Raw genomic sequence first — 24,083 nt, forward strand, 5'->3', positions numbered from 1 at the left:
TTTAACCAGGCGCCGTGTGTTCCCGCAGGCATGCCGTTCAATTTCCTGGAGAGGGATGAAAACCCGCCGCCTCGATCACCTTGATGAGCCGCTGCCGGGACAGCGTCGAGACGACCTCGACGCGCTTGAGGGCGACGTCGAGGTCGAGCTTCGCGGCAGGGTCGAGACGGGTGACGGCGCGGCTGATTGCATTGGCGCATCCACCACACGCCATGTCGGGGATGGCGAATTCCATTTCCTGCTCCTATCAGAAACCAGACTCAAGCGTGGACCTTCCCAGTGCGGTAAGGTCAAGCCCCTTTGACGAATGCCAGACGCCGAGCCGGGCAATCCAACGCGACGGCGTGAAAGCTGTCAGCGAGCCAGTTCGATCGGGGAAGCGTCGGTGTGAGCGCGCCGGCGGCGCCTGCCGCATCAGACAGGGGCGCGGTGCGCGTCTGGTTCCTTGCAAGACTGCGCTACGGCGCTAACCGCGTCGTAGCGCAGCGCGCGCATTTTATTTCACGGAATTTTTATACCGTCCGCAGCAATCGTTTCGCGGCCTTTATGGCGATGTCACTAGAGTGGGCGACTGGCGTCTTGCCGTAAAGAAAGCAACGGAGTTTGCTGGAGGCGGTATGGCATTCGATCAGACGAAGGGAAACGTGCGCGTCGAAGCGTGCGTGTTTCCCGCTCCGGGTCAGCGGTTCAAAGGCGCACTGCGCGTCGCGATCACCCGGCATGACAAGCAGATTCAGCGGATCACCGGACGCGGTTGTGGCCCCCCGGTGCGCTGCTTCGCAGCGGCGATGGCGCTGGCCGAACTCGAAGCTCGCCGCTTGTTGGGACTCGACCTGTCATGAGACCGTCGTCGAGATCCATCATGATGTTTCGTGGGCTGTGCAAGTCGTGGCCGTTGCCTTCGTCACCAACCAGGTGCTCACGACCATCTTCACCTATGCCGCGCAGCAGCTCGACTCAGCGCTGCCGCATGACACGATCTGGCTGTCCAGTTGCGTGACGTCGGGACTGGTGACGCTCTGGCTGCAAGCCGATGCGCGGCGCGTTCGGCTTCGCGCGCGAGAAGGGTTTCGTGAAAAAGAGCGGCGAAAAGAGCGGCGAGGCGGGGCAGCACGTGCAAATCCCCGAAGACTGTCCGAAACGCTGGCTGGTGATCCTGCATATCGAGTTGAATCCTGCTGCGATGCAGACGTAGGCGGGCTGAGCAGAGCGTCGGCAAGTGCGGGCCTATAATAAAAAGCCGCGTCGCGGGCTCACGACTCGCGAATGAGCCGGGCTGGAGAGTCCGCTGCCCGCCACCGTACCGCTACTGCAAAGAGGCCGACAGCATGTATATCGCCATGAACCGCTTCAAAGTGACGCCCGGGTCCGAGGCCGCCTTCGAACATCTGTGGACGTCTCGTGACACGCATCTGAAAGAGGTTCCGGGCTTCGTGGAATTTCATCTGCTGAGGGGACCGCAGAAGGAAGATCACGTTCTGTATTCCAGCCATACGATCTGGCGCGACCACGCGGCGTTCGAAGCATGGACGAAGTCGGAAGCCTTTCGGGCTGCGCATCGGAGCGCGGGCAACGAAAACCGCGTGCTCTATCTCGGGCACCCGGAATTCGAGGGCTTCGAAGTTATCCAGACAGTGAAGTAGTCGCTTTCAGGCGGTGTCCCGCATTGGACTTGCTATGGTCTGGCGAGTGGGCGGGGCGTCGGCCTGGCCCAGGTTTAATTCAGCGCGTCATTTCACTCAGCACGGGGAACGTCTCCGCTGCCATCAAGCACCCCGCACCAATCTTCGCTTCGATCGGATGAACGCGATCCAAACCGCGCTCGCGTCCCAGCACGATTTCGCTCGTTGCGCGTCCGCCTAAGTCGCGCCGACGCGCAAATCGTGCATACGGTATCCTTTTACGACTCGAACGGCGGGTGGGTGCTTGTTGCGAGGCAAGCATCGAGCGTTGCACGCCACGCCACCGAAGCGTGCATGCAAAGCGCGTGCGTCATGTAAGGCACGCACGTCGCTCACCAGGCCCACGCAGCCGACCAAGCTCACGAAAGGAAAACAAACATGAAAGCCGTCAAGATCGGTTCGCCCGCCAGCGTGGCGAACCTCCAGGTGGTCGATCTCCCCGATCCCGGTCAACCCGCGGCGGGCCAAATTCGCGTGCGCATTCACGCGAATTCGTTGAACTTCCACGACTTTGGCGTGGTGAACGGCAGCCTGCCTGCCGAAGCGGGTCGCATTCCGATGGCGGACGGCGCGGGCGTCGTCGAAGCAGTCGGCGAGGGCGTCAGCGACTTCAAGGCGGGCGATCACGTCGTGTCGTGTTTCTTCCCGTTCTGGGAAAACGGCCCGCCGGCGATCGCCGATTTCTCGACCACGCCCGGCGACGGCGTCGATGGTTACGCACGCGAAGTCGTCGTCCTGCCAAGCCACAACTTCACGCACGCGCCGCGCGGCTACAGTCACGCCGAAGCCGCCACGCTGACCACGGCCGGGCTGACCGCGTGGCGCGCGCTGGTCGTCGACGGGCAGTTGAAGGCGGGCAGCACGGTGCTCGTACTCGGCACGGGCGGCGTGTCGATCTTCGGCTTGCAGATCGCCAAGGCGATGGGCGCGTCGGTGATCGCGACGTCGTCATCGGAGGCGAAACTTGCGAAGCTGCGCGAGCTCGGGGCGGACCACACGATCAACTATCGCGACAATCCCGAGTGGGGCAAGCAGGTTCGTCAATTGACGGGCGGGCGCGGTGTCGATCACGTGATCGAAGTGGGCGGTCCTGGCACCTTGCCGCAATCGATCACCGCTTGCCGGATCGGCGGCCATATTGCACTGATCGGCGTGTTGACCGGACGCGCGGGCCCGGTGCCGACGGTGGCGTTGATGGCGAGGCAGCAGCGTTTGCAGGGGTTGATCGTCGGCAGCCGCCAGGATCAGCTCGACATGATTCGCGCGCTGGAAGTGACGGGCATCAAGCCGGTGATCGACAGCACGTTCACGCTGGACAAGCTCGGTGACGCCTTCAGGCACGAGGAATCGGGCGCTCACTTCGGGAAAATCTGCGTGGCAGTGTGAGTTGCGCACTCGGCAGACGAGCGTGGCGCCAAGGTTCGCGGTGCCACGCCCGCTGCTGCCGCCATTGACATGAGCGGCGGCGGCGCGCGATGCTCCGCTAGCCACACCTCGCGAGTTCGGCGAAGCTGATGCTGGTCGCCTCGCATGCTTGAGTAAAAGCCGCGTCGTAGCTCGTGAAAAAGACGGTGCGGGTTCGGGCCAGCGTCTTGAACAGATCGGCCAGTACGGCGCGTGCGCTCGCATCGAGTCCGCCGACCGGCTCATCTGCACTCACCACGCTGGTTTGGCCAAGCGCGGCTGCCGTCAGGAAAAACTTCTTGCGGCTGCCGAACGACATCTGCTCGAAGCGCTTGTCGAGATGCGGTGTGAGACCGAAGCGATCGGCCAGTTCGAACGTGTCGCTGCCGACGGTCGTCTTTCTCTCCGACGCCACATGGCTCAGGTACTCGCGGCCGGTTCGGTCCGGCGAGGGCATGCAATCTTCAGGTACATACGTGAGCACGCCCTTGGCGGCGAGCGGCGCACTGCGCAGCGAATGGCCGCCGAGCCATACTTCGCCGGCGTCGGCTACGAGCGTGCCGGCGAGGATGCCGAGCAGGGTCGATTTGCCGCTGCCCGATTCATCGTTTAACGCGATGCATCCCGACACGACGTCGTAATGCAGGTCCTCGAAGATGACGCGTTCGCTGTACTGCTTGCTGAGGTGGTGGAATCGAAGCATGAGTTGGAGAGCGTGGGTCGGCGCGGCAAGGGCGCGTGGATGAGGTTGGCGGGTCGGCGTCGCGCCAGTGTAGCAGCGCCACGCGCGCCGATGCGCCCAGGTCTCGCGCTTGAATTCCGGCATGGGATCGTGTTGAAGGCGACACCGCCGCTCGCTCATCAAGTTGCGCGATGGCGGGCCGTTAATGACAGGAAACGACGGGAGACCGAAAGCGAGACCCGTCGCGCCCCCCTTTGCCACGCCTTTTCCTTTAACCCTCAACGCCCCCCCCGACCGCCACTCATGCACACCGCCGCCGGCATCCAGGCCCCGCCATCCCGCGCCGAACTCGGGCGCATCATCATCGCGATCGTGATCGGCAACGGCTTCGTTGCGTATGACTTCACCGTCTATAGCTTCTCGGCCGTGATCATCGGCAAGCTGTTCTTCCCGTCGAGCAGTCCCGCGGCGTCGCTGTTGCTGTCGCTCGCCACTTTCGGCGCGGGCTTCATGATGCGCCCACTCGGCGCGCTGATGATCGGCCACATCGCCGACAGCCGCGGCCGCAAGGCCGGCCTCACAGTATCGCTCGCACTGATGACGCTCGGCACGTGGCTGATCGCGTGCCTGCCGGGCTATGCGTCGATCGGTCCGGCGGCGACCGTGCTGATGGTGCTCGCGCGGCTGATGCAGGGACTCGCGGCGGGCGGCGAGATCGGTCCCGCATCGGCCTCGCTGATGGAGTCGGCGGGTGACCGGCAGCGCTGCTTCATGGTGAGCTGGCGCGGCGCGAGCCAGGGCGCGGCCGCGTTCGCCGCCGCGCTGGTCGGCGCGAGCACCACGGCGTTGCTGTCGCCCGCGGCGATGCTCGACTGGGGGTGGCGCGTCCCGTTCGTGCTGGGCGGCCTGATCGGCCCGGTCGGCTGGTATCTGCGACGCCGCATGCCGGCGGCCGCGCCGCGCCAGCGCGTGCGGCTCGACCCGCGGCGGCTGTTCGCGGAGCACCCGCGAGCACTCGTCTGCGGCATGCTGATGATGGCTGCGCCGTCGGTGAGTATCTACATCACCGTGTTCTACATGCCGGCCTACCTCGTTCGTACGCTGCATCGGCCGCCGGCGATCAGTTTGCTGACGGCCTGCCTGTCGGGCCTCGTGATTCTCGTGGTGACGCCGCTGGTCGCACGCGCGGCCGACCGGTTCGCGAGCCGCAAGACCTTGCAGTACGCGTCGCTGTGGGCGTCGCTGCTGGTGGCGTGGCTCGCGTTCCGTGCACTGACCCACGGCGCGGGCGACCTCGCCGCGCTCGTCATCATCACCGCCTACGTGGCGCTGGCCGTCAACAACGCGGGGGCGGGTTCGGTGCTGATGATGGAGGCGTTCCCGGCGCAGCGGCGCGCGGCCGGGCTGTCGCTGATTTACAGCGTCGGCGTGGTTCTGTTCGGCGGCTTTTCGCCGTTTCTCGTCACATGGCTGATCGAGCGCACGGGCGATCCGATGATTCCGGCCTGGTATCTGATGGGCGCGACCGTGTTGACGCTGATCGCGCTGAAATCGTTTCCGGCGCAGGCGGCGCCCCTCGCCTGCGCCGACAGCCGCGCGGCCCGGCCATCCGCCTGAGCGCTACGCCGGCTGATGACGCTGCAGGTCCAGCGCGCGCACGCGCATGTCCTGCGGGCTCATGTCGAAGGCGCGGCGAAACGCGCGGGTGAAATCGGACGCGCTGTTGAAACCGAGTCCGTAGGCAATTTCCACGACATGCCGATGCGGAAACCGGACCAGTTCGTCCGCTGCTTCCCGCAACCGGCGATGGCGGATATAGGCGCCGAGGCCGCCTTCATGCTCGAACCAGCGGTAGATCGTCGCGCGTTTCAGTTGCAGCGCCGCGACCACGCTGGTCGGCGTGAGGTCGGGCTGATGCAGGTTGGCTTCGACGTGACGGCGCACCCGTCCCATCAACGCGGCCTGCAGCGCGGCACGATCCGTGCCGCTCAGATGCGCCGCCTTACGAAACGCCGCGACCAGCAACTGCGCGCCGGTGTGCAGCGCTTCGATGGCGGCGGCCGGTTCGAGCGAGGGGATTTCGCGGGCGACCGCCGCGAGATGATCGAGCACGACGCCCGCCAGCGGCGCCTCCTTCTGGACGATGCGGCCGTGAATCCCGGCGCCGTCGCGCCAGCCCTCGTCGATGAGCGCGGCCGGCACGAACAGGCTGAGTAGACGGCTCTCGGGGCGTTCGGCGCGAAACGGCTGGTTCAGATCGAACGCGACGATGCCCTGCACCGAGCCCGGATCGCTGCGCTTCTTGCGCATGCCCGTCACGTGGCCGACTTCTCCGTCGAGAAAGAGCTGGAATACGTAATCGCGCCGCGTGTCGGTGGACACGCGCGCCACCGAGCGTTCCAGCAACATCGAATCGGTGCGGCAGTCCGTCAACACCATTCCGCCGACCGCATAGAGGTCGATTTCACCGCGAAAGCCCCGCGTGAGCTGCTCCTTCGACGGCGGCGCGTCGACCACGTGCCCCACGCGCTGACGCCAGGCGAGGAATTGCTCGTCTGGCGCGAGCCCGCGCGTGCTGAAACGGCTCGTCGAAATGATCGAGCGAGAATCGGCGGCGGCAGCCGCGGCGAGGTGGGGCGGCAGTGAACGATGGTTCATGAATCGGCGGGGGCGGCCAGCTAACGACGGTTAACAGCGGTTCCGGCGACGGGACGGCGGCAAGTAGCCGGTCAACGAATATTTCTCGCGCCGAGCGTCAAATATTGAGACGGATGGTAAAGCGTAACAAAAAAGCTGCGATATCGTCGCACGATTAGATTGCAGGTCGGTTTCGCCGACGGCGCCGCAGATTGGCTGGCTGACGCCCCGCACCGGAATCGCAACTGCGCAGACAAGCGCCGGCCCGTCGGGTACGGCGCAATGGGCGGCGAGGTCCACGCTTTGCCAGCAGGCAAGACACGGGGTATGAACGATGAGCGGCACGATCAAGCAAGCGACCGCGCAACGCGGCGGGCGGCGTCCGGCCAATCTGGTGGACAGCCAGTTGGAACATATCGAGAACATGGTCGAGTACGTCACGCGCGGGGGCGCGGCGCAATTGCAATATGGATTCGACCACGAGTATTGGGAAAAACGCGTCCGGGCGCTCGAAGAGACGCATGAACTGATTGCGAGCCAGCGACAGCGGAGCGCGAGGCTGCTGGAAAGGCTGGCGAGCGAAGCGCGGACCGGGCTGAAGCGGCGTACGGCCGCCTGAGCCGGCTTAAGGGATGGAGTGCGAGGGCCGGGGTAGCAAAGCGGAGGAGAAACCTATCGATGCGGGCCAGCGTCGATCATTAAAATCGTAGGACCTGAGAGAAAGTGGCGATGATGCGAACGGGCCCAGAGAGGCTCGTCGCTCATCTGCCCTGACCTGCAAGACAACTGGCCGCGTGAATCCATGCGGTTTCGCCGGGTGGCCTGGTCGCGGGGCGTACCGTCGACGTCAATAAATTTACCCTCCGCTGTTTGCCGCTCGAAGGCGCGCCGCGCCGGGCTTCGTCTCGTGAGTATCGTTCGCAATAGGCCGGTGCCCTCGCGTAAAGGAAAACGGGGCATCATGGCCTGCCGTTTATTTTAACGGGCATTTAAAAAACTCGGGCGAAAGTAATTCTGACCGCTTTAATTAGGGTGCGGTTAAATATAGCTATTCAAACCACGCAGTTAATTTAACGCTGATAAACTGTGCGCCGGAGCAGTGCGGTAATCCTCTCAAATCTTCGCCCCGTTTCGTTCATTCCGGCGACGTAAAACGCCGGAATGACGGCAGAAACAGGACTTTTCCGTGATTTGGAAGACGCAATCCCACGACATACTGTCGCTGGTCAAGGCGGCAAAAGAGACGCATACCTGGCTCTCTTTCTTCCACGCACGCGCGGTGTTTATCGCTTCAGCCGATTTTCCCCGCCACTCTCCACCTCCCTGATTTTGACAAGTATTGGGGCTTGCCTTTCGAGCCCGTTTTTGGAAGTCACTTATGAAGCCGGGAAACAATTCGCTTGGGAAACGACGCACACGCAAGATCACCGTCGCGGTGATGGCGGTGCTCATCGCGGTATTGCTCGCGTTGGGCTTCTGGCATTCCCGACAGCGCGCGGCGCAGACGGCGCCGGCGCTGACCGGCGTGGCGAGCCAGATGCGCCACGACCCGTCCGCATGGACGCACGAAGAGAAAGACGCGTCGGAGATGCTGCGCGATATTCACGACGCGAGGGTGGCCGCGATCGGCGTGAGCCCCAGCGCGATCCTCGTGTCGACCCGTGACGGCGCGAAATATTTCGTCACCGACCACAACGCGACGTTCTCGCACGCGTTGCTGCTCGGCGAACCCAAATCCGCCGAGGCGACGCCGTATCAACTCGTGTGGCTGCCCGATGCGGACATCCGCACCGACGGCGCGCGCCTGACGCAGGCGTTGGACCACGTGCGCGACGCCATCAGCGTGCTGTTGCCGCTGTTGCTGATCGGCGGCATGGTGTGGTTCATGCGGCGCGAAATGAAGGGCGGGGCGAAGCTGCTCAGCGAAACGCCCGCGCTGCGCTTCGACGACGTGATCGGCGCGGGTGAAGCGAAAGCCGCGCTCGCCGACATTCGCGGCTATCTGTCCGACCCGAAGCAGTTCACGTCGATGGGCGTGCGCGCGCCGTGCGGCATTCTGATGGTGGGCGGCCCGGGCGTCGGCAAGACGCGGCTCGCGCAGGCGCTGGCCGGCGAGTGCGGCGCGAGCTTCATTTCGATTACCGGCAGCTACTTCAGCGCGAAGTACTACGGCGTCGGCATCCAGAAGGTCAAGCATCTGTTCGAACTGGCGCGCAAGAACGCGCCCACGGTGATCTTCATCGACGAAGCAGACGGTCTCGCGAAACGCACGGATACCGGCGGCGGCCCCGTCGAAGCCGAGAGCAACCGGATCATCAATCAGTTGCTGGCGGAAATGGACGGCTTCGCGTCGAACGAAGGGGTCATCATCGTCGCTGCGACCAACCATCCCGACAATCTCGACGAGGCGTTGCGCCGGCCGGGCCGGTTCGATCGCACCGTGCAGGTTCGTTTGCCCGATCGCGAAGACCGCGCGAAGATTTTCCGCTTCTACGCGGATAAGCTGAAGTCGAAGTCCGCGGATATCGACTACGACCAACTGGCGCGGCTGACCACGGGCCTGTCGCCGGCCACGGTCGCGATGGTGGTGAACCAGGCGGGGCTCGTCGCGCGCAAAGCCGGCGATACGGAAATCGCCGCGAAGCATTTCATGGAAGCGATCAAGATTGCGCGTATCGGCGACGTGAGCGGCGCCGAGCGCGCGCTCAGCGAAGACGAACGCACGCGCATCGCGGTGCATGAAGCGGGACATGGACTGGTTGCCGCGCTGCTAGGCACCGGCGTGCTGGAAGAGGTGACGATTCTGCCCCGCGGCGGCGCGTTGGGCGTCGCGCTCATCACCAAGGCGCAGGACAAGCATCTGTACCGTGAGACCGAAATCCGCAACGAGATCCAGGTGCTGCTCGGCGGGCGTAACGCGGAAATTCTGACGTTCTCCGAAGCATCGAGCGGCGCCGCATCGGATTTGCAGGAGGCGTCGCGGATCGGCCTCGACATGGTGTCGAAGTTCGGCTTCAACAGCGACGGCGATCTGTTCAGCCTCGCGGCGCTGCCGTCGCAGTACGCGGGCTTGCAGATGAAGAGCGCGATCGAGCATGCGAACGTGCTGCTCAAGGAATTGAACGAGCTTTGCTACAACCTGCTGCATGCGTACGAACCGGTGCTGCGCGCGATCGCCGACGAACTGCTGGAGCATGAAACCGTCCCGGGCGAAACGGTCTACCGGTTGATCAAGGAACACAAGAGCACGCTCAAGATCGTGCACGAGCCGGCCGCGGCTTGAGCGTGAACGCGGCCTGCTGAACCCGGCTTCAATGTCAACGGGCGCGCAAGCGCGGACCTGTACACCCTTTACGGCTGCGCGCTCGCTGCCTTGGACTTGGTCTTTCGAGCGTCGCCGCTCGCTACGCGAAGTCGGACGGTCCGGGTTCAGGCACGCCCGGCGTGTCGGTATCGCCTAACGGGGTGCCGTCGCCTTCATCTTTTTCCGGCACAGGGTCCTCGCCTTTGTGCGGCAATGGCTGATCCAGGCCCGGTTCGACCGGCGTCGGAATTGCATCTCCAATCGGTTTGGACACTTCGGTGGGCGGGCTGCCCGGGTCTTCGTCGGCCCGCCGCTCGTGCTCGTCATGCTCGTTCGGAACATTGGGGGTGTTTGCCACGACGTTCTCCGGTTGATGAGATTGAACGATATGCCGCAAGCCGCGTTCCACGACCCCTTTGACGTCTCGACGTAGCGCTCTACGCAGGGCGAGTGCTCACGCAGCGTCGGAGGCAGTGCTGTCCTAGCGTGGCGCGCGCTCATTGAGGGGCTTCAACGCAGCGGGTGGCTGCGCGGCAACCCGGCGCGCCGCCTGCGCAGGAGACTTGTGCCGCATCTTCAACCGGAGAATCGGCTCCTCGATCAGCCGCCAGGACAGCACCGCTATCGCCAGCGAGATCGCAAACGACGCTGCAATGCCCGCCGCGTGCGCCCACATCGGCACCGTGCCGCCGAAAAACGCCACGGCGTGATGGTTGCGGCTCAGATCCGGAATCAGATTGTGATAGAGGTAAAAGCCATAGCTGATGCGCCCGAACCTCACCAGCCAGCCCGTTTCGAGCATACCGATGACAACCGCATTGCGGCAGCACGCAATCGAGCTGACCAGCGCCGCGATGCACACGCCGTACACCGCGCTGATGACGGTGAATAACATCGGGTTGTCCAGTTCGCTCCACCTCGGCTCGGTCGCGCACAAGCCCACGAGGGCGAGACTCAAAGCGAACAGCGTCATGCCGCGTCCGAGCCAGGCCCGCAGGGCGCTTTGCTCGCGGGCGATCATCAGACCGCCGATCCCACCCAATGCCAGCAGCCAGAAGTTGGTCAACGGATGCGTGTAGATCGTGATCTCGTCCCACTGCGCGGCGCGCATCGCCAGCAGGGAAATCAGTCCGAGCACGACGATCGTCCAGCACACCGCGCGATGCCGGCGCACGGCAACCAGCAGCAACAGCGGCGCCACCACGAGATAAAACTGCTCCTCGATCGCGAGACTCCACAAATGCGAGTAGCGCCCCGGCCAGTAACGCAACACCGAACCGATCCAGAAGTTCGACAGGTACGCGAAATGAAACGGCATGCCGCTCGCGAGTTCGGGGCTCGCGAGACCGAACGCCATCAGTACGGACATCACCACCAGCATCAGGTAGTAGATCGGAAAGATGCGTAGGGTCCGGCGAAACAGAAAGCGCCTGAGTTCGGCGCCGAACCGGCTGGCACCTGCTTCGATGCGCACGCGTTGCGTGGAAAGAATGCCGATGATCAGAAAGCCGCTCAGCGCGAAGAAGATCCATACACCGAGATGCCCGATCTCGCCGATGTTGCCGAAGAGCCGGTGCTGAAAAAATACCATCAGCACTGCGATGGCGCGCAATCCGTCGAAGCCGGCAATTCTGTTGTTCATGTGGTTGTCTTCCAGAGCGAAGGCGTGCGCGGCGCGCAGCCGTTCAGGGCGGTAGTGGAAGGACCGGTGTGCCCGGCGATGGCGAAGCCTGGCCGCGGCGAAAAGAGGGCGTCGTCATGACGCCTGGCGAGCCGGCCGTTCGAGGTTCGGCTGGCAACGTGTCCGGTCCACATGAGTGGCCGCCGCCGGAAGAGGGCATCGCGCAACTGACGCGCGCGAGCGCCGGCGGGCAAGCGTGCAACCATCGTACGATGAAAAAAAACGAAAAAAATCGTAGCGCGCGTTCGGCGATTTTTTTTCCGCGGTCATGACCGGTCATACGCACGTGTTGCGCGCGAAACCCGCAAAACTTGCCGCGAATCGAAGACGCGATGCCTCAGTATTACCGCACGCCGACAGCGCGATTTCAGATTGCCGTCTTGAGCAACGCAATTAAAGGCCGGTTGTCAGCGCGCGTTGGCAGCGCGCACGAAGCCCGCCGGAACGAATTATTGTCATGGTGTTCCTACGAACGACGGCGGCTCATGGATCACTCATGGATCATTGCTCATGGCCGCTTTTCCCGGCGCGTCGCTCGCGCCATTCCCCGAGAGCCTGAATGAACATTCGTCGCGGCAGTTCCGAAGCAAGTCCCGCAAGGGGGCGCTCCATCGAAGTGGATTTCTTTCGCGGCCTCGTGCTGATCGTCATCGTGCTGGACCACATTCCAGGCAGCACGTTGTCGCACCTGATGTTGCATGCGTACGCGTTGTGCGACTCCGCGGAAGTGTTCGTGTTCCTCGGCGGCTATGCGTCGGCTGCGGCGTATACAGCGGTGCTCGCAGGCCGCGGGGAGAGCGCGGCGAAAATGCGCTTCGTCAGACGCTGCTGGGAAATCTATCGCGCCTATCTGTTGACGGCGATGTTGACGCTCGTGTCCGGCGCGATCCTCGCACTGCTGCATCTGAATCCGCCGATGGTCGAGCTGAGCGGCTGGACGCCGTTCGCGGATCAGCCGCTGCGCGCGGCGTTCGATATCGCGGTGCTGCGGCGTCAACCGTATCTGTCGAGCGTGTTGCCAATGTACGTGATGTTTGCGCTGTGCGTGCCGTTCGCGGTGCCGCTCGCGCGCCGAGCGCCGTGGATCGCGCTCGGTCTGAGCGTGGCGATCTGGGCCTTCGCCCGCCCGCTGGCCGCGTTATTCAGCATTGACGACATGGCCGACTGGGCTTTTAATCCGTTTGCATGGCAACTGATGTTCGTGCTCGGCATGCTGTGCCGAGTGCAGCCTATCAGCGAGTGCTTTCACGCAAGCCGCACTGCGCGCTGGTTCACCTGCGCCGCGGTGGTCGCGGTGCTGGCGTTCGCCATCGTCAAACTCTTCGTGCTGACGCAACCGTTGCCCGGCACGTTTAAACAGAACCTCTCCGTGGATCGTGTGATCAACTTCATCGTCATCGCCTGGCTTGCCGCGCAGCTCGTGCGCACGGGCAGCATCGCGCGGCTCGCGCGGCGGCTGCCCGCGGTGGTGACGGTCGGGCGCACCGGACTCGTGTGTTTCGTCACTGGCACGCTGGTGTCGTTGATCGTCGACACCGCCACGCCGCATACGTTTCATGGCTTTCGCGGCGTGTTGATCGGGTTTGGCGGCGATCTCGTCGCGATCGGCGCCGTGCTGATGATCGCGCGCGGCTGGAGCGACTGGAAAGGGCAGCAGTCGGGTGCGCCCGCCAATGGCGCAGGTTACGGATGACGGTGCGGTGGCGCGGTCGGCGTCGCAGAGCGAATGTGCGCACGGCTGTCGGGGTCGTCGCCGGCGCGCTGCTTTCGCTCGCGGCGCGAGCGGTATGTGCCTCGCCCTCCGGCGAGCCGCTCGCGATGCGTTGCGCGGAATTCGCGGGCGCCGTGCTGTCTCCTGAACTGATTGCGTTGCCGACTGCCGGCGCACAGATCGAATCCGCGGCCATGGTGCGCGCGACCGCGCCCGGCAATCAGCAGGGCGGCGAGTATTGCCGCATCACCGGGCGTATCAAGGGGCTCAAGGCGAGCACGCCCGATATCCGTTTCGATCTGAATCTGCCGCGCCGCTGGAACGGCCGCGCGCTGCAGATCGGCGGCGGCGGCTACAACGGCGTGGTGGTGAGCGGCACCGGCGTGATGCCGTTTTCGCCGGATCGCGCGCCGCTCGCGCAAGGCTATGCGACGTTCGGCGACGACTCGGGGCATGTCGGCGATTCGTCGCTCGCGGTGTTCGGCCTCGTCGATGAAGCGGTGACGAATTTCGGCTATGCGCATCTGAAGAAGACCCACGATGTCGCGCTCGCGTTGATCGCGCGCGCTTACGACCGGCCGCCGCAGCGCATGTATTTTGCGGGCGGTTCGACCGGCGGGCGCGAAGGCTACACCGTGTTGCAGCGCTTTCCCGACGACTACGACGGCGTGATCGCCAATTCGCCTGCGCTCAATTTCTCCGGCGTGCGCCTGCTCGGCGTGAAGCTCGGCCGCGCGGAGTACGCGACGCCCGGCGGCTTCGTTCCGCCGCCCTTGCTCGAACGCGTTTATCAACGCACGCTCGACGTCTGCGACCGGCTCGACGGCGCGGCGGACGGTATCGTCAGCGATGTCGCCGGCTGTCGCGAGCATGAGGCGGAGATCGTCGATTCGCTGCATTGCGCGCGGTCCGCGCACGCATCCGATGAATGCCTGACGGACGCGCAACTCGCCACCTTGCTGGTGATGCGCGATGGCCTGTCGTTGCCCTACCGGCTGGCGTGGGACGTCACGGGCTATCGCGGCTACAACGTTTTTCAGGGCACGCGTCTGACCGGGCTGCTCGGGCTCGCGCATCAGCCGGAGCGCTTGCCGGTGCCGACGTTCTATGCCAACGGTTATCTGTTCGCGCAGGGCGACGGCTTTGTCCGCTATTTCGTGGCGCGGGACGCGGACTTCGACCCGCTCGGATTCGACCCGCAGCGGCCCGGAAAATATCGCGCGCAACTTGTTGCGCTCTCGCAGACGATCGGCGCGATGAACCCCGACCTGTCGCGCTACATCGCGCGCGGCGGCAAGCTGATCACCGTGCAAGGCCTCGCCGACGAAGTCATCAGCCCAAATCAGACGATCGCGTATCGCGAGGCGCTGATCGATCGATTCGGCGCCGGGCAGGTCGATGGTTTCATGCGGCTGTACATGGTGCCGGGTTTTCAGCACGGCAGCGGCGTGTTCGTGCCGTCGGTGGATCTGCTGAGCGCGCTCGACAATTGGGTGACACGCGGGTTGCCTCCCGAGACCTTGACGGCGACCGACATCGCCGCGGCGACCAATGGACGCTCACGGCCTTTGTGCCGCTATCCGCTGTTTCCGCGCTACCTCGGCAAAGGCAATGTGAATCTTGCGGACAGCTTCGAGTGTGCCTTGAGATGAGAGGGCTGCAGGCTGTTGCGGCGTGCAGGCTGCGGCCGGATAGAGTGCTTTGCAAAACCTGCCGTTGGGTTGAAAGGCTGACACGTCGGCCCGATGCCCTCGGGTCGCCGCAAGCTTGCCGCAGAAAACAGAAAGGCGACGGCGCCACCATCGGCGTCGTCGCCTGTTCGAAGTGAGCGGGTGACCAACGCGGTTGCGCTGCCTCGCTACCGCTTCGGCCATGGCTTACTGGCTTTTCTGCATCGTGCCGCCGCCACTGTTCATGTCGTTCGTGCCGGTGCCGCTGCGCGTGCCCTGGTTCATACCGTTGTTCATGTCACTATTCGAGCGGTTCGTCGACGGGCTATTGGGCGTTGCACCCGTGCCGGTGCCGACTCCGCCGCCGGTGCCGGTCACGCCCGGCGAGCCATAGCCCGAATTGTTCGGGTTCTTCATCGAGCCTGGGCCGACGCCGGGTGTGGCAGTCCCGCCCGCGCCGCCCGTGGTGCCGCCGCCGGCGCCCATGCCGTTACCGCCGCCTGCACCGGCCCCTGCGCCGCCGCCCGCTCCGCCACCCGCGCCGCCACCGCCCCCCGCTTGCGCGTAGGCGCCGCCCGACAGTGCCATCACGAGCACCGAAGCGAAAATCGTCCTGGTCATGGGTTTCATGATTACCTCCAGAGAATCGGGTTGATATCACGCAAGCGTTCTCGCTTACATGAATGAACTGCCGCAAGCGGTGTGCCTCAGTGTGCGTGCGAAAGACCAAACCGCGACACGCTGGTCGATTCTTTTTTGGGCCGCGCTACGCGCATGCCGCGTGCCCGCGCGAAGCGCTCGATCCAGGACCGCTCTCGCCAGATCAATACGGAACCCGAACTATTTTGCAGTGCAGCGAAGTGGCGGCTCGGCCTCGCCAGGCTGCTTCGTCGCACGGCATGGAACGCCACCATGGCCACACGCTTGTGCGACGCCGCCACCCGGCGCGCTGCACGCTTTCGCACTTTCCATTACATTGCGGGTGCGGTCGAATATATGCACCGCTCCTTCCAATCCCATCACGGTGTCTGCCATCCTCGAATCCATGCAGCCAATCGTCTCGGTCACGAATCTGTCGAAAACCTATGCCAGCGGTTTTCACGCACTCAAAAACATCAACCTGGCCATCGACCGCGGAGAAATTTTTGCCTTGCTCGGGCCGAACGGCGCGGGCAAAACGACCCTCATCAGCATCATCTGCGGCATCGTCAACGCAAGCGAAGGCAGTGTAACGGTGGACGGCCGCGACATCGCGACGGACTATCGCGGCGCGCGTTCGCTGATCGGCCTCGTGCCGCAGGAGTTGACCACCGACTCGTTCGAAACCGTCTGGGCGACCGTCTCGTTTAGCCGCGGGCTGTTTGGCAAGCCGAAGAACCCCACCTACATCGAGAAGGTGTTGCGCGACCTGTCGCTATGGGAAAAGCGTGACAGCAAGATCATCACGCTGTCGGGCGGCATGAAGCGGCGCGTGCTGATCGCCAAGGCGCTTTCGCACGAACCGCGCGTGCTGTTCCTCGACGAACCGACCGCCGGCGTGGACGTCGAGTTGCGGCGCGACATGTGGAAGCTGGTGCGCTCGCTCGCTGAAAGCGGCGTGACGATCATCCTCACCACGCACTACATCGACGAAGCGGAGGAGATGGCCGACCGCATCGGCGTGATCAACGCGGGCGAGATCATGCTGGTCGAAGAGAAAACGGAACTGATGCGCAAGCTCGGCAAGAAGCAGCTGACGCTGCAACTGGAGCGCCCGCTCGCGCACGTGCCGGCGTCGCTGGCCAGTTACGCGCTGGCGGTCGCGAAAGACGGCAACGAACTGATCTACACATACGAAGGCGAGGGCGGCCGCACCGACATCATCGCGCTGCTCAAAGCGCTCGATGACGCCGGCATCCGCTTCAAGGACCTGCATACCACGCAGAGTTCGCTCGAAGACATCTTTGTCAGTCTGCTCCGAGGTGACCAATGAATATCTACGCGATGCGCGCGATCTACAAGTTCGAGATGGCGCGCACCTGGCGCACGCTGATGCAAAGCATCATCGCGCCGGTGATTTCGACTTCGCTTTATTTTGTCGTGTTCGGCTCGGCCATCGGCTCGCGCATCAAGGAAGTGGACGGCATCAGTTACGGCGCGTTCATCGTGCCGGGGCTGATCATGCTGTCGCTGTTGTCGCAAAGCATTTCGAACGCATCGTTCGGGATTTACTTCCCGCGTTTTACCGGCACGATCTACGAGTTATTGTCGGCGCCGGTGTCGTATCTGGAGATCGTCGTGAGCTATGTGGGCGCGGCGGCCACCAAGTCGATCCTGCTCGGCCTGATCATTCTCGCGACCGCGGGACTGTTCGTGCCGTTGCAAATCCAGCACCCGTTATGGATGGTGCTGTTTCTGGTGCTGACGGCGGTCACGTTCAGTCTGCTTGGGTTCATCATCGGCATATGGGCGGATGGCTTCGAGAAACTGCAGATCGTGCCGTTGCTGATCGTCACGCCGCTGACCTTCCTTGGCGGCACCTTTTATTCGGTCAACATTCTGCCGCCGTTCTGGCGCGTCGTGACGCTGTTCAATCCGATTGTCTATCTGGTCAGCGGTTTTCGCTGGAGCTTCTTCGGTCTCGCCGATGTGAACGTCGAGTTGAGCCTCGGCATGACGGTGCTGTTTCTCCTGGTGTTCCTCGTGATCGTCCATTGGATCTTCAAGACCGGCTACCGGCTCAAGAGCTGATCGACGCTATTCGACGTGGCGTGCGAAACTGGCCGGCACTTCCACCACGGAGCCGATAGCCACCATGTCCGTCGATTTGAGTCTGATTGAGCGCAGCGCGTGCGATGTCGTCGAGTTGCTGCGCGAGGAAGCGGTGAGTCCGCATGATCTGCTCGACACGCTGGCTGCGCAGGTGGCGCGTGTCGAGCCGCGGGTCAATGCGCTGCCCACGCTGTGTTTCGAGCGCGCGCACGCACATGCCGATGCGCTGCTGAAAAAGCCGGTGGCCGAGCGCGGCCTGCTATGCGGCCTGCCGGTGCCGATCAAGGATCTGACCGATGTCGCGGGCGTGCGCACCACGCGCGGCTCGCTGGTTTATCGCGAGCGGGTTCCCGCTAGCTCCGACGCCGGCGTGACGCTCCTCGAAGCGCACGGCGGCGTGGTCTATGCGAAATCGAATACGCCGGAGTTCGGCTCGGCCGGTCATACGTACAACAGCGTGTTCGGCATCACGCGCAATCCGTGGGACCTGTCGCGCTCGGCGGGCGGGTCGTCGGGCGGCGCGGCGGCCGCGTTGGCGTCGGGCACCGCCTGGGTCGCGCAGGGTTCCGATCTGGCAGGATCGCTGCGCACGCCGTCGGCATTTTGCGGCGTGGTGCATTCGTTTCTTGCGCAGGCGCGCAGCCCGCGGCGTCGACACCTACATCGACTGGCTTGCGATCACCTATGCGTTGACGCTCACCGGCATGCCGGTCATTGCGATTCCGTGCGGGATGAGCGCGAGCGGTCTGCCGGTGGGGATACAGATCGTCGGCAAGGTGCGTGGTGAGGCGGCGTTGCTGTCGGCGGCACGCGCGATCGAGGAGATCATCGGTACGTGGGCGACCGGTAAGCCGGAAGTCCGCTGAGCGTTCAGCGGACGGGCAGGCGAGAGGCTCATGCCGCCTGCTGCCCGAACGAGATAACGGCGTGGCGGCATTCGCCGCCACGCCGTTAGCAGTCCACTAAGAGGCTGTTGCGAAATTAATTTTCTGGTCTGTTAACTTTTCTGACTTGGTGTTAACTTTCTGTCTTGTTTTGCCTGACAGGAAGCGATGCCTAAAGAACTCATAGACGACGAACTGTGGTCACTTATCGAACCACTTCTGCCTGCGCGAGCACCTCGCAATCGACAATATGCGGGGCGCAAGCCGACACCCGACCGCGCTGTGCTGACGGGCATCGTGTTCGTACTACGCTCAGGCATCGCGTGGAATCTGCTGCCGCAGGAGATGGGGTGCGGCTCAGGCACTGCCTGCTGGCGACGGCTCGTCGCATGGCAGGAAGCAGGCGTCTGGCAACGCATCCACGAAACGCTGCTGGCCGAATTGCGTCGTCGTGGCGAAATCGATTTGTCCCGAGCGCTCGTGGACAGCTCATCGATTCGTGCCGTGCTGGCGGGAAAAAAACCGGCCCGAATCCCACGGACCGGCGCAAGCTCGGGAGCAAACACCACCTCATCGTCGACGCGCAAGGCATCCCGCTCGCGGTCATCCTGACCGGCGCAAACCGCCACGACATTACCCAGCTTGATTCGTTGGTCGAGGCCATTCCGCACATTCGGGGCAAGCGGGGGCGTCCCCTGCATAAACCACAAATCGTTCAGGGCGACCGAGGCTACAGTTCCGAGCCTCATCGGCAGCGCTTGCGGGAACGCGGCATCACGCCGGTGCTCGCAAAAATCGGTTCGCCTCACGGCAGTGGTCTGGGCAAAACGCGTTGGCCAGTCGAGCGTTCGATTGCATGGCTTCACTCGTTTCGACGCCTGAAGATTCGCTACGAACGCCATGCTCATGTTCACGAGGCCTTCCTGTCTCTCGCTTGTGCCTTGATTTGCTGGACGCGTCTCAAACCGGTGTTTAACTAATTTCGCAACAGCCTCTAAGACACATACGCCTGCGCGACGTTGATCAACTGCACGCGATTACGCACGTTGAACAACTGCCGCAACCGGCGCAGGTGATAGTCGACGTTATGCGGCGACAATCCGAGGAAATAGGCGATTTCCTTATCCCGCTGACCCTGCACCACCGCCTTCAGCACCGCGTGCTGCAACTCGCTCAACGCGACGCGCTGCTGTTGCGCGGGCGCAATGCCGATCACGGTCTTCGCATGCGTCCAGATGAACTCGTGAATCGAGTGCGCGAACATCAACGTTTCGGCGACGATCGATTCGGTCATCCAGCGCGGGTTGCCGACCTCCGAGTTGAAGCACAGGCTCGCGCTCAGCTCCGGCTCGGGCAGCGGCATCTGCGTGAGAATCCCGCTCTTGCGGCCGGTCGCCTCCAGCATGTCGATCAGCCCGGCCAGGCGCTCGCTGCGCATTTGCGCGCGCGGCAGATCGGCGCGCATGTCGACGGTGTTCCATAGAAACGGCAGGCCGGTCGGCGACGCGAGCGCGACGCGCGGGTCCAGCTCGAAGTAGCGCTCGCGGAAGTAGCGTGTGAGCCAGGTCTGCGACTCGTAGCTGGTCAGCGCGAACATCGTCTTGTGATGCGACGACGTGCGCGTGGCCGTATAGCTGAACGAGTCGAAGCCAAGCTGCCTGATGCGCCGCCGCACGAATTCGATGCGGTCCTGCGCACTGCCGAACCGCCCCAGCGGACTGATGAACGGCGCGGCTCGCCGCGCGGCGGGCAGGGGCGTGCCGATCTCCTCCTCGGTGAAGAGGGTGAGAAAGCCATTGGGCGCCGCAGCGTTGGCGGCGCGGGACGATGCTCTCGATGCTTCAGCCGCGTGGACTGATTTCACGGCTTGCCGCGCGGCGGCCGGGTAGGCCGGGTGTGCGGAAGCCGCTGACTTGTATGCTGCCGACGCCTGCCCGGCTTCACCTTGCGGCGGGCCGGCCAGCCAGTGCGGCAGCGTATCGCATTCGTGTTCCATGAAACGGTAGCTCCGGCGTTCGAAACGCGTGAAAGACGACAACCTGAATGATTAGCTATTTCCAGAAATTACGGTAGCCGGTTCCTTGCTATCATTTTCGCGATCTTGCGCTGACTCTTGCGCTGACAGCGGACCGGCAACGCGGGTATGGCGGGCTTTCTCCTTGCATACGGCACCTCCTTGGGAATGGATGTGATGGCACGAATTCCGAAGCTGACAACGACGCTCGCCTACGACCGCTACATGGCTGGCCAGAGACTGGTGTCGAGCGTGGACCGGCCGTGGCGTCACCTCGTCTTGCGCTCCTATCTCGAACCGGTCGAGCAGGAACTGCTCGAAGCGCCGGGCCTGCAGGACCTCACGCTGATGACGCTCGCGAGCGGCGCCGAGCATCTCGAACGCAATCTGAACGGACGCTGGGAGCGCGCCGACATGCGCGTGGGCGACGTCTGGTTCGTGCCGTCCTCGCCGATCTCGTGGCGCTGGCGCTCGATCGGCGACGAGCCGCTGTCCACCGTGCACTTGCACATCGAGCGTGGCCTCATCGACAGCGTCGCCGAACAGCTGGAACTCGGCGGCTCGCGCGAACTGTCGCTCGGCGACGCGATGCGTTTTCACGATCCGTTGATCGCCACGATGCTCGGCGCGTTGCATCGCGCTGCCGCCGATCCGTCCGACTCGCGTCTCTACGTCGACGCGCTGGCTCACGCGCTCGCCGCGCATCTGTTGCAGCATTATTCGCGCGGCCGTCCCGCTCCCGGCCGGCTGCCGGCACAGCCCGAACGGCTGGTGCCGCGCCGGATTCGCCGCGTGACCGACTACATTCGCGCCAATCTGGCCTCCGATCTGAGCATCGGCGAACTGGCCGGGCAGGCCGGGCTAAGCAGTTTTCATTTTGCGCGAGTGTTTCGCCGCGAGGCCGGCGAGACGCCCCATCAGTACGTCACGCGCTTGCGGCTCGAGGAAGCGGCGCGGCAGCTGCGCGCTACCGATCAGACCGTGTTGCAGATTGCGATTGCGGTTGGTTTCGAGAGCGCCAGTCATTTCTCCGTGCAGTTCAAGCGTGGCTATGGCGTGACGCCGCTCGGCTACCGGCTGCGCGGCTGAGTACAGATACCGCGGGATAGCGCGGCGGGACGCGGCCGGCGCTCAGCGAGGCGGCCGCTCGGGTTGAGGCGGCCATTGGCGGTGGACGGCGGCGGCAAGCCTGGCCGCGTTCGGCGCCCGCGACGCGTTTATCTCGTCATATGTCTCGTCTGCGGCGCTGGCCGTTGCCGCCGCTGCACCGGTTTCATCGTGCGGCGCCGCGCTGGTGACGACGTGCTGCCCTACGACCCACGGCCAGCCGCGCGGATTCATCGCGAGGCGTTAGCGAGGTTCATGCGAACCAAGCCTCTGGAGGGAATCACGCGCAATGCGCAGTGTGCTTCGCATTGCGTGGCTTGCAAACTACGAACTTTCGTGGCGACACGCTGGCGAGACCTGGCATGACCATGCCGTGCGCATTTCCCACGCGCTGGCCGAGGCGTGGCAGTTGCAGGTCTAACTGGCCTGACCGGTGCGCAAGCAACTGTATCTGTCGAAGCCTTGCACCGGACGACAGAATGGAGCGCGCTCGGCCTCGCCAGCCAACCCTCCCGGTTCAACCCCTCACAACGGATACCTTGCGATGACCCGACTCCGAATCACCTCCTGCGGCCATGAGTTCATCGCCGAAACCCATCCTGATGCGCCGCACACGGTGGCCGCGTTCCTCAAGCTGCTGCCGTATCGCCAGAAGATCATTCACGTGCGCTGGAGCGGCGAAGGCTGTTGGGTTCCGCTCGGTGATTTCAAGCTGGAGAACGACGGCGTGGCGGTGGGCTTCGAGAACCACACGAGCCACCCGTCGGTCGGCGACATCCTGTTCTACCCGGGCGGCTACAGCGAGACCGAGATCATCCTCGCGTACGGTTCGTGCTGCTTCGCGAGCAAGCTGGGGCAGCTGGCGGGCAATCACTTCCTGACTATCGTCGAAGGCCGCGACAAACTGCGCGAACTCGGCACCAAGGTGCTGTGGGAAGGGGCGCAGGAAGTGCTGTTCGAGAAGATCTGAAACGGGCGCGCGGTCGATCCATCTTAAACCCTGGTTAATTTTTGTTCGCCAGATCGCGCATACTGGAGGCGCGGGAGCGGCCGGCCGAGCGCTCACGATCTGCCTCGCGAGCGCGGTTTGCAGCCCCTGCGGTCGCGTTGCGCAGCGAGCGGCACACCTATTTTTCGCCGCGCTGCGGCACCAGGTCTCCTAGATGACAGACTCGCACGTACCCCCGTTGACTGCCTTCGCCGCCCAGTTGCGCTCGCAACAGGTCGATTTGACCGAACGCTGGATGAAGGCCGTCTTTCGCGATGCCGACCTGACCGAATCCGACCGGCTGACCTACGAGCAACTGGCCGATCACATCCCCAACATCCTCGACGAAATCTGCAGCGTGCTGGAGAACCAGGACCTCGACCACGTGGAGGATGCAATCGAGCGCGACGCACGCCTGCACGGCAAAACGCGCTGGAAGCAGGGCTACCGGATCGACGAACTGGTGCGCGAGCTCGATCTGTTCCGGCAGATGCTGGCGGGCGCGATCGTCGAATTCAGCGAAGCGCGGCCGTCTTTCACGCGGCGTCACGAGGAGCGCGCGCGGCATTTCATCGACGAAGCCGTCAGCTTCGTCACGCTGACGTCGATCCGTGAAGTCGTCAGCGAGCGCGACCGGAAGATCGACGACTACACCGGCCGGCTCGAACGCGCGAATCACGAACTGACGCTCAAGCAGCGGCTGGTCGGCGATCTGCACGAGTCGCGCATGCAGATCACGCGCAGCGTCGTGCACGATCTGCGCAACTTCCTCAATGTGTTTTCGATGGCGCTGCAACTGATCAGCCGCGCGCCATCCAGGATCGACGCGGCGCTTGCGCTGGCGAACCGCCAGGCCGCCGACATGAAAGCGCTCGTGGATGAACTGGTCGAATACTCGGTCGTCCTCGGCGACAGCAGTCCGCTGGTGCTGGAGCGTTTCGCGCTGCGCGAACTGTTCGACGAACTGGTGAGCGCGTGCGCGCCCGTGATCGAAGCGAAAGGGCTGCGCCTTCAGAGCGCGTTCGACGGCACGCTGGACCAGGTCGTGTCCAACCGTCTGAAGCTCAAGCAGATCGCGCTCAACCTGCTGACCAACGCGGCGAAATACACGAAGGCCGGGCAGATCGAATTGACGATGATCGCCACGCAGGGCGAGCACTGGCGTCTGCGTGTGTCGGATACCGGCGTGGGAATCGGCGCGTCCGATCGGGAGCGCGTGTTCAAGGAATTCGAGCGCGCCACCGACGACGACATTCCGGGCGTCGGCCTGGGTCTCGCGATCGTCAAGGAATTGTGCCGGGTGCTCGAGGGCGACATTCGTTTCGATTCGCGGGAAGGCGAGGGGACCATTTTCGAGATCACCTTTCCGATGCGCTTGCAGGCGGCGGGTGCCTGAAGCGGTCGCTGGCGCTTTTCCTTCCGTTGCCCTGTGCCGGGTCCGATGACCTATGTCCGTCTTTTTACTCTGAGACGAATTCAGAGCGCATCCTAAAGCGACCTAAGAACACAAAGCTCAAATTAAGAAATTTGGCAGCTTTCATCCTAGTACCGCTATGCCGTTTTTCTTA

General features: G+C 63.8%; 23 protein-coding genes and 1 pseudogene. 17 read left to right on the top strand and 7 right to left on the bottom strand.

Translation table 11 applies throughout. From position 1 onward, the window contains the following. Positions 1–37: 37 nt before the first annotated feature. Positions 38–235, bottom strand: a complete 198-nt coding sequence (locus B0G69_RS21685; protein ID WP_121320882.1) for a heavy-metal-associated domain-containing protein — start codon at positions 233–235, stop codon at positions 38–40. 382 nt (positions 236–617) lie between these two features. Here B0G69_RS21685 and B0G69_RS21690 point away from each other — a divergent pair, with 382 nt between their 5' ends. The 4 genes from B0G69_RS21690 to B0G69_RS21705 all read left to right on the top strand — a co-directional run bounded on the left by B0G69_RS21690 (position 618) and on the right by B0G69_RS21705 (position 3,068). Beyond that, positions 618–842 (top strand): hypothetical protein, encoded by a 225-nt coding sequence (locus tag B0G69_RS21690; protein ID WP_121320884.1) that lies wholly within the window; start codon positions 618–620, stop codon positions 840–842. A gap of 191 nt (positions 843–1,033) precedes the next feature. Beyond that, entirely contained in the window at positions 1,034–1,195 is a 162-nt protein-coding gene (locus tag B0G69_RS41985) for a hypothetical protein (protein ID WP_241991428.1), read from the top strand. A gap of 133 nt (positions 1,196–1,328) precedes the next feature. Continuing rightward, positions 1,329–1,643 (top strand): antibiotic biosynthesis monooxygenase, encoded by a 315-nt coding sequence (locus B0G69_RS21700; protein ID WP_121320886.1) that lies wholly within the window; start codon positions 1,329–1,331, stop codon positions 1,641–1,643. A gap of 417 nt (positions 1,644–2,060) precedes the next feature. After that, the gene (locus tag B0G69_RS21705; RefSeq protein ID WP_121320888.1) at positions 2,061–3,068 is read left to right on the top strand and encodes an NAD(P)-dependent alcohol dehydrogenase; all 1,008 of its coding nucleotides are present in this window, start codon (positions 2,061–2,063) and stop codon (positions 3,066–3,068) included. 97 nt (positions 3,069–3,165) lie between these two features. On the opposite strand, the gene B0G69_RS21710 is transcribed toward B0G69_RS21705, so the two are convergent. Further along, a complete protein-coding gene (locus tag B0G69_RS21710) occupies positions 3,166–3,789 on the bottom strand; it encodes an ATP-binding cassette domain-containing protein (protein WP_121323808.1) in 624 nt (207 codons plus the stop codon). Positions 3,790–4,071: 282 nt separating this feature from the next. Between B0G69_RS21710 and B0G69_RS21715 the strand changes: the two genes are divergently transcribed. Next, a complete protein-coding gene (locus B0G69_RS21715; RefSeq protein ID WP_121320890.1) occupies positions 4,072–5,385 on the top strand; it encodes an MFS transporter in 1,314 nt (437 codons plus the stop codon). Positions 5,386–5,388: 3 nt separating this feature from the next. On the opposite strand, the gene B0G69_RS21720 is transcribed toward B0G69_RS21715, so the two are convergent. Continuing rightward, a complete protein-coding gene (locus tag B0G69_RS21720) occupies positions 5,389–6,426 on the bottom strand; it encodes a helix-turn-helix domain-containing protein (protein WP_121320891.1) in 1,038 nt (345 codons plus the stop codon). Between the two features lie 313 nt (positions 6,427–6,739). Here B0G69_RS21720 and B0G69_RS21725 point away from each other — a divergent pair, with 313 nt between their 5' ends. Together B0G69_RS21725 and B0G69_RS21730 are read left to right on the top strand one after the other, a co-directional pair. Then, positions 6,740–7,024, top strand: coding sequence for a hypothetical protein (locus B0G69_RS21725; RefSeq protein WP_121320893.1), 285 nt, complete (start codon positions 6,740–6,742; stop codon positions 7,022–7,024). A 759-nt stretch (positions 7,025–7,783) separates the two neighbouring features. Beyond that, entirely contained in the window at positions 7,784–9,688 is a 1,905-nt protein-coding gene (locus tag B0G69_RS21730) for an AAA family ATPase (protein ID WP_121320895.1), read from the top strand. 121 nt (positions 9,689–9,809) lie between these two features. Here the strand turns inward: B0G69_RS21730 and B0G69_RS21735 are convergent, their stop codons facing one another. Together B0G69_RS21735 and B0G69_RS21740 are read right to left on the bottom strand one after the other, a co-directional pair. Continuing rightward, positions 9,810–10,067, bottom strand: a complete 258-nt coding sequence (locus tag B0G69_RS21735; protein ID WP_121320897.1) for a hypothetical protein — start codon at positions 10,065–10,067, stop codon at positions 9,810–9,812. Positions 10,068–10,190: 123 nt separating this feature from the next. Then, entirely contained in the window at positions 10,191–11,351 is a 1,161-nt protein-coding gene (locus B0G69_RS21740) for an acyltransferase (protein ID WP_121320899.1), read from the bottom strand. Positions 11,352–11,949: 598 nt separating this feature from the next. Here B0G69_RS21740 and B0G69_RS21750 point away from each other — a divergent pair. Next, a complete protein-coding gene (locus tag B0G69_RS21750; RefSeq protein WP_121320903.1) occupies positions 11,950–13,083 on the top strand; it encodes an OpgC domain-containing protein in 1,134 nt (377 codons plus the stop codon). After that, positions 13,080–14,753 (top strand): tannase/feruloyl esterase family alpha/beta hydrolase, encoded by a 1,674-nt coding sequence (locus B0G69_RS21755; RefSeq protein WP_121320905.1) that lies wholly within the window; start codon positions 13,080–13,082, stop codon positions 14,751–14,753. Before B0G69_RS21750 ends, B0G69_RS21755 begins: the two co-directional genes overlap by 4 nt. Before the next feature lie 225 nt (positions 14,754–14,978). On the opposite strand, the gene B0G69_RS41075 is transcribed toward B0G69_RS21755, so the two are convergent. Next, positions 14,979–15,401, bottom strand: a complete 423-nt coding sequence (locus tag B0G69_RS41075; protein WP_158608966.1) for a hypothetical protein — start codon at positions 15,399–15,401, stop codon at positions 14,979–14,981. A gap of 415 nt (positions 15,402–15,816) precedes the next feature. Between B0G69_RS41075 and B0G69_RS21765 the strand changes: the two genes are divergently transcribed. From B0G69_RS21765 to B0G69_RS21780, 5 genes and pseudogenes are all read left to right on the top strand, one after another. Next, positions 15,817–16,743: an ABC transporter ATP-binding protein gene (locus B0G69_RS21765; RefSeq protein WP_121320909.1), complete on the top strand. Its 927-nt coding sequence runs from the start codon at positions 15,817–15,819 to the stop codon at positions 16,741–16,743. Continuing rightward, a complete protein-coding gene (locus B0G69_RS21770; RefSeq protein ID WP_121320911.1) occupies positions 16,740–17,501 on the top strand; it encodes an ABC transporter permease in 762 nt (253 codons plus the stop codon). The genes B0G69_RS21765 and B0G69_RS21770 overlap by 4 nt, the downstream gene beginning before the upstream one ends. Positions 17,502–17,565: 64 nt before the next feature. Then, positions 17,566–18,078: pseudogene (locus B0G69_RS41990) on the top strand (amidase family protein); the annotation flags it as partial. Positions 18,079–18,226: 148 nt separating this feature from the next. Continuing rightward, positions 18,227–18,388 carry an amidase family protein gene (locus B0G69_RS41995; RefSeq protein WP_241991429.1) on the top strand — a complete coding sequence of 54 codons (162 nt, stop codon included), beginning with the start codon at positions 18,227–18,229 and terminating at the stop codon, positions 18,386–18,388. Between the two features lie 186 nt (positions 18,389–18,574). Beyond that, positions 18,575–19,386 (top strand): IS5 family transposase gene (locus tag B0G69_RS21780; protein WP_121316635.1). Its coding sequence is split into 2 segments (ribosomal slippage): positions 18,575–18,914 and positions 18,914–19,386, totalling 813 coding nucleotides; the frame shifts between segments, so codons are not numbered across the junction. Positions 19,387–19,400: 14 nt separating this feature from the next. Here the strand turns inward: B0G69_RS21780 and B0G69_RS21785 are convergent. Next, positions 19,401–20,402 carry a LuxR family transcriptional regulator gene (locus tag B0G69_RS21785; RefSeq protein WP_121323809.1) on the bottom strand — a complete coding sequence of 334 codons (1,002 nt, stop codon included), beginning with the start codon at positions 20,400–20,402 and terminating at the stop codon, positions 19,401–19,403. A 195-nt stretch (positions 20,403–20,597) separates the two neighbouring features. On the opposite strand from B0G69_RS21785, the gene B0G69_RS21790 reads away from it, so the two are divergent. The 3 genes from B0G69_RS21790 to B0G69_RS21805 all read left to right on the top strand — a co-directional run bounded on the left by B0G69_RS21790 (position 20,598) and on the right by B0G69_RS21805 (position 23,911). After that, positions 20,598–21,509 (top strand): AraC family transcriptional regulator, encoded by a 912-nt coding sequence (locus B0G69_RS21790; RefSeq protein ID WP_121323810.1) that lies wholly within the window; start codon positions 20,598–20,600, stop codon positions 21,507–21,509. A 562-nt stretch (positions 21,510–22,071) separates the two neighbouring features. Beyond that, positions 22,072–22,497 carry a DUF3830 family protein gene (locus B0G69_RS21800; RefSeq protein ID WP_121320917.1) on the top strand — a complete coding sequence of 142 codons (426 nt, stop codon included), beginning with the start codon at positions 22,072–22,074 and terminating at the stop codon, positions 22,495–22,497. A gap of 193 nt (positions 22,498–22,690) precedes the next feature. Continuing rightward, positions 22,691–23,911 (top strand): sensor histidine kinase, encoded by a 1,221-nt coding sequence (locus B0G69_RS21805; protein ID WP_121320919.1) that lies wholly within the window; start codon positions 22,691–22,693, stop codon positions 23,909–23,911. Positions 23,912–24,083 lie beyond the last annotated feature (172 nt).

The sequence above is a fragment of the Paraburkholderia sp. RAU2J genome, from assembly GCF_003634845.1.
In the GTDB taxonomy this organism is placed as follows: domain Bacteria; phylum Pseudomonadota; class Gammaproteobacteria; order Burkholderiales; family Burkholderiaceae; genus Paraburkholderia; species Paraburkholderia fynbosensis.